Source organism: Pseudoxanthomonas sp. LjRoot204_2 (assembly GCF_056175765.1).
In genome coordinates, this window is record NZ_JBGFFG010000203.1 from 1 (window position 1) to 5,970 (window position 5,970).

Consider the following 5,970-nt stretch of genomic DNA (forward strand, 5'->3'; position numbering starts at 1 on the left):
CCGCCAGGGGGAAGCGGTCGCCGATGCCGCGCATCGCCGGCGCCGGTTCGTTGGCCGGCGCGGGGCCGGCCGCCGCCACGCTGCCCGTCGCGGGCGCACGGCGCTTCAGGGCGAAGTAGTGCTCCATCAGGCCGCACAGCGCCCAGAAGTTGGCCATCACCGCGCCTTCGAAGAACGGGCTGCCGTAGACATTGCCCAAGGCGGTGCAGACCGCGAGCAGAATGAAACCCAGCGAGAGTGCCTTGCCTTCGGCATCGCTGGCAGGCACCGAGCGCGTGAAGCGCACGCCCATCCACAGCACGCGCGCCARCAGGAACAGCAGGGCGAACAGGCCCAGCGGCCCGCATTCCGCCAGCATCAGGAAGTAGATGCTGTGCGCGTCGTAGCCTGCATAGCGCGGCACGTACGTGCCGATATGCTGCTTGAAACGGTTCAGGCCGACGCCCACCGGGTGTTCGGTCCACATCTGCGTGGCGCCGCCCCAGATCTCGAAGCGGCTGGCGGTACTGACGTCGAGCTGTTCTTCGCCCACCGAGTCCTGTTGCTCGGTCTCGGCCACGCGCTGGGTGACGCTCTCCGGCAGGAAGCCGATCGCGGGCACCATCAGCAGGCTGATGGCCACCGCCAGCACCACGTTGCGACGCACCAGCAGCAGGGCGAACGCGACCAGCGCGATCAGGTAGGACTGGCGCGAATAGGTCGCCATGATCGCGACCACCATGATCGCGCAGCCGGCGATCGCCGCCATGCGCCAGAACTTCTGCTTGCGGAAGAACAGCGCCATGGCGATGAACATCGGCAGGAACATCGCGTAGAAGACGCCCGCGCGGTTGGCGGTCGAGTAGTCGGTGCCGAACGGGCCCGAGGCACGCCGCGATTCGTTGTAGTTGCCGAACCCGTAGTCCAGTCCTTCGCGGATCGCCTCCACGCCCGCCACCGCCGCGACGATCATGACGAAGATGATCAGCTGCCGCGTTCCTTTCGCATCCTGACCGCAACGCCGGTAGACGAAGTACAGCAGCGGATAGAAGATCAGGTTCTTGAGATAGGTGAAATCCTCCATGAAGTTGCGCGGCATGGTGGCCTGCGCGATCAGGAAGGCGATGGTGAGGGCGGCGAAGAGCAGCAGCAGCGCCGGCGTCAGGTAGCCGCGCGGGTCCAGCGGCTGGTAGCGACGGCCCCCCATCAGCAGCGCACCGAGCACCACGATGAAGATGATGTTGGCGAGGTTCAGCCCCGGGATGCCGGTGTCCACCGACAGGTGCAGCATGTTCGGCATGAACAGCAGGGGCACCGCGAGCAGCAGCCGCATCCACATGGGTCAGGCTCCTGACGCGACGTCGCCGTCGAGGAAGCGCTGCGCCCACAGTTCCAGGCAGAGCGCCTGCCACAGCGCCTCACTGCGATCGATGTCGCGCTCCACGTGGTCGTGCAGCAGCGCCTGCGCGGCGGACGCCTGCAGCAGGCCGCGTTCGCGGAAGGCACGGCTGCCGAAGGTGTCGGCGGCCAGCGTGCGCAGTGGCCCGCGGAACCAGTCCGCCAGCGGAATCGCGAAGCCTTGCTTGGGCTTGCTGATGGCGCGCGGCGGCAACCATTTGTTGGCCACCTCGCGCAGCAGGTGCTTGCCGCGGCCGTCGCGGACGCGGTAGCCCACCGGCAGCGACAGCGCGAACTGCACCAGGTCCGGCTGCAGGAACGGCGAGCGCCCTTCCAGTGACGCGGCCATCGCCATGCGGTCGAGTTTCACGAGGATGTCATCGGGCAGATAGCTCTGCAGGTCGATGGCGACCGCGCGGTCCAGCGGTTCGTCACCCGCACCGAGATCGCTGCCGGGCTGTGCGAGTGCCGGCAGGTGGAAGTGGTTGCTGCCGCCCGCCTGCGGGCGCAGGCGCTGCGCGATGTCCGAGCGCATGACGGCGACGCCGCTCAGGTAACGCTCGTCGAACCGCAGCCGCAGGCGCTCGCCGACGCGGGCCAGCCGTTCGCCGTACGGATTGGGCGCCACGGCACCGGCCAGCGACAATCCTGCCGCGACCGGGCCCCGCATCGCGCCCAGGCGCTCGAGCTTCATCAGCTTGAGATAGCGGTCGTAGCCGCCGAACATCTCGTCGCCGCCGTCACCGGTCAGCACCATCTTCACGTGCTGCCGCGCGAGTTGCGAGACGAGGAAGGTCGGTACGGCGGAGGAGTCGGCGAACGGTTCGTCGAAGTGCCAGACCAGCGTCTTCAGCAGGTCGACCGCATCGGGCTCTACCACCAGTTCATGGTGTTCGGTGCCCAGATGCGCCGCGACGCGGCGCGCGTCGTCGAGTTCGTTGTAGGCCGCTTCCTTGAAGCCGATGGTGAACGTCTTCACCGGCTGTCCCAGGTGGCGCGCCATCAGCGCGACAACCGTGCTGGAATCGAGCCCGYCACTGAGGAAGGCACCGAAGGGCACATCCGATACCAGTCGACTCGCGACCGCACGGTCCAGCAACGCCTCCAACTGCTCCGCCGCTTCCGGCTCGCTCAGCGAGGTCTTGGGCGAGAGCGAGGGCTGCCAATAGCGATGCAGACTGATCTGGCCGTCGCGGTAGCGCAGGAAGTGCGCAGGCGGCAGCTTGTGGACGCCCGCGAACACGCTGTAAGGCGACGGCACGTAGCCGTAGGTGAGGTAGGCGCGGAGCGCATCGTCGTTGAGGTCGCGCGGGCAGTCGGGAGATTGCAGCAGCGACTTCAACTCGGAACCGAACAGCACGCGGCGCTCGTCGTGCGCGTAGTAGAGCGGTTTCTCGCCCAGGCGGTCGCGGGCCAGCACCAGTTCCTGCGTGCGGCGGTCCCAGATGGCGACCCCGAACATGCCGTCCAGCTGCGCGAAGATGCCGACGCCGTCGCGCAGGTATCCCTGCAGGATCACCTCGGTGTCGCTCTGGCTGGCGAAGGCGTGGCCATCGCGCTCCAGGCCCGCGCGCAGTTCGCGGTAGTTGTAGATCTCGCCGTTGAAGACGATCGTGACCTGGTGGTCGGCCCCGTACATCGGCTGGTGACCACCGCCGACGTCGATGATCGACAGCCGCCGCATGCCCAGTAGTGCGCGCTCGTCGTGGTGCAGGCCCTCGTCGTCGGGACCGCGATGGTGGATGACGGCGTTCATGCGCCGGCCCAGCGCGGGGTCGGGCGCCGGCTGGCCGGGAGCGACCACGAGTCCTGCAATGCCGCACATGGTCAGGCGTTCCCGTTGTGCGCGGGCGTGCCGTGGGCAAGCAGGCGTTCGCCGCGATACAGCTGTACCAGCCGGTTGAGCACCTGATCGAGGCCGGCGTGCGTCCGTACCGTCGCGCGGGCGGCTTCACCCATGGCGGTGCGCCTGGCGCCATCCATCGCCGCCGCCTCCGCGAGGCACGTCGCCAGGGCGGCACGGTCGCCGGGTTCGAACAGCCAGCCGTTCTCGCCGGGGCGCACGAAATCCTCGTTGCCGCTGATGCGGCTGGCGACCATCGGCAGGCCGGATGCCATCGATTCCAGCAAGGTGTTGGACAGGCCCTCGATGCGCGAGGTCAGCACGCCGATGTTGCCTTCGGCCAAGGGGGCTTCGATGTCGTCGCGGTGGCCGGCRAAGGCGATGCGCGATTCCAGGTCGAGCGCACGCACGCGCGCCTTGAGTTCGGCTTCCAGACGGCCGGTCCCGACCAGCAGCAGGCCGGCCGTGGGGTGGTCCTGCGCGATGTCGGAGAAGGCGTCGACCAGCACGTTCAGGCCCTTTTCCGCCTCCAGCCGGCCGATGAACACGAAGCGCGGCGGCAGGGCGCCGTCACGACGGATGCCGGCGAAGCGCGACGTGTCGACCGCGTTGGGCAGGGCGACGATGCGCTCCGGCGGAATGCCGCGCGATTCCAGCGTGCGCGCGATGCGGCGGCTGATCGCCTGCCAGTGTTCGGTGCGTCGAAGCGCGCGCTGGGCGAGCGTGTCGACCAGGCCCGTGCGCGGCGCCAGCGTGCCCTTCTCGAGTTCCCACCAGCCGGACACCTTGGTCAGCACGCGAACGTCCAGCCATTGGCCCATCACCGCGCAGATCGCGGCCATGCGGTGCGCGATGTGGACATGCCACGCGTCGTAGCGACGGCTGCGTGCATACAGGAAGGCGATCGTGCGCAGCCACAGCAACGGACTGGCGAGCAGCGGCAGGCGCGGGAAGGCCAGCCGGCAGACGACCGCGCCATCCACGCGCTCGACGCGCGCGGGCGACGCATAGGGAAGGCGGGGTACGAGGATGGTGACGCGGTGTCCCCGCGCGCGAAGGCCGCGCGCCAGCGTACGGACCTGCGCCTCCGCGCCACCGCCCTTGTGCGCCGGATAGGCGGCTTCCATCACCATCAGCACGCGCAACGCGTCAGCGGACATCCATGTACCTCCGCATCCACAGCTCCAGCACCAGCAGTTGCCAGAGCGCGTTGGAGTGGTCCCAGCCACCGGCCATGTGCAGGTCGACCAGGCGTTCGATGAAGGCCGGGTTCACCCAGCCGCGCTGGCGGGTGCGCTCATCCAGCAGCACCTCGCGCACGCGCGCCTGCAGGGCAGGGTCTTCCTTCATCCATATGGCGATGGGCAAACCGAAGCCCTGTTTGCGCTTGCTCAGGATCTCCGCAGGCAGGATGTCGGCGACCGCCTGCTTGAACAGATACCGCTTCTTCAGGCCGCGCACCTTGTAGTGCGCCGCCAGGCGCCCGCAGTAGTCGACCAGCGCGGGATCCAGGTACGGGAAGCGCACCGACACGCCGTGCTGGCGGCAGGCGCGATGGACCTTCACCAGGTCGTTCTGCGCGATGGCCATCAGCAGGTCCAGCCGCATGATCTGGTGCAGCGGTTCCGTGCGCGGACCGATGGCGTACACGCCACGCATGAAGTCCAGCGAGGCATCCTGCGGCACCTGCGCGCGGAAGGCGGGCGTCAGTAGTTCGCCGTAGAAATCCGAGGCGAAGGAGTCGTCGGTATAGAAGCGGTCCGGGTTCGGCAGCGAGCCACGGCGGGTGAAGTTCTGCACGCGGTTGAGCACGTGTACATGGCCGCCGCCGACGGTCTCGCCAATGGCGCGCGCGGCCGCCTTCAGCGGGGAAGGCAGCCGGTAGAACGCCTCCATCACCTTGTCCTTGGCGTAGCGCTGGTTGCCGCCGAAGATCTCGTCGCCGCCGTCGCCGCCCAGCATGGTCGCGAAACCCTGGCTGTGGCCGAGTTCGGCGCACGCCAGCGTGGGTACGGCCGAGGCATTGCCGAAAGGCTGGTCGTAGGCATCGATCACCGAGTCCAGCAGGCCGAGCGCACGGTGGCGGTCGACCTTCGCCAGGTGCGGCTGTGCGCCACAGGCTTCGCTGGCCAGTCGCGCGAAATCCAGTTCGTCATAACCGGCTTCGGGAAAGCCGATGGAGCAGCTGTGCACCTGTGATCCGCCCTGGCGCGCCAGGATGCTGACGATGCTGCTGCTGTCGGTGCCGCCGCTGAGGAAGCAGCCCCAGTCCCCATCCGATGAAGGACGGAAGTCCTGCACGGTCGCGATCATGCGTTCGCGCAGATCGTGCGCGAGCTGCGTGTCGGTGCCCTGCAGGTCGGCCGGATACTCCGGCAGGTAGTAGCGCGTGCTGCCGTCAGCGCCGGCATCGAGCGTGAGCACGCAGCCCGGCTCGACGCGACGGATGTCGCGATGGATGGTCAGCGGCGCCGGGATGCAGGTGAAGTTGAGGTAGTGGTAGACCGCCGTCAGGTCGACCTCATTGCCGACGCCCGGGGCGTCGAGCAACAGGCGCAGATCGGTGGCGACGGCGAAATGGCCGTCGCGGCGGTACCAGAACAGCGGCAGCGATCCGAAGTGGTCGGTGAACGCGGTGAGTCCGGCGGGGCCGGCCTGCCAGCTGGCGGAGGCGAAGCGACCACGCCAGTGGCGCTGCGGCGCCGTCGCCGTACCGGCGGCAGCCTCCTCGAGATCGCCCGAGATCAGGT

General features: G+C 68.5%; 4 protein-coding genes. All 4 read right to left on the bottom strand.

Going from position 1 to position 5,970, the window contains the following annotated elements:
* The coding region (locus tag AC04L7_RS10780) for an O-antigen ligase family protein (protein WP_475512985.1) at positions 1-1,318 on the bottom strand (1,318 nt) is incomplete at its 3' end.
* A gap of 3 nt (positions 1,319-1,321) precedes the next feature.
* Positions 1,322-3,202, bottom strand: a complete 1,881-nt coding sequence (gene asnB / locus AC04L7_RS10785) for an asparagine synthase (glutamine-hydrolyzing) (protein ID WP_475512986.1) — start codon at positions 3,200-3,202, stop codon at positions 1,322-1,324.
* A 2-nt stretch (positions 3,203-3,204) separates the two neighbouring features.
* On the bottom strand, positions 3,205-4,380 hold the full coding sequence (locus tag AC04L7_RS10790) for a glycosyltransferase family 4 protein (RefSeq protein ID WP_435999383.1): 1,176 nt from the start codon (positions 4,378-4,380) through the stop codon (positions 3,205-3,207).
* On the bottom strand, positions 4,370-5,970 hold a 1,601-nt coding region (locus AC04L7_RS10795; RefSeq protein ID WP_475512987.1), incomplete at its 5' end, for an asparagine synthetase B family protein. The genes AC04L7_RS10795 and AC04L7_RS10790, both read right to left, overlap by 11 nt.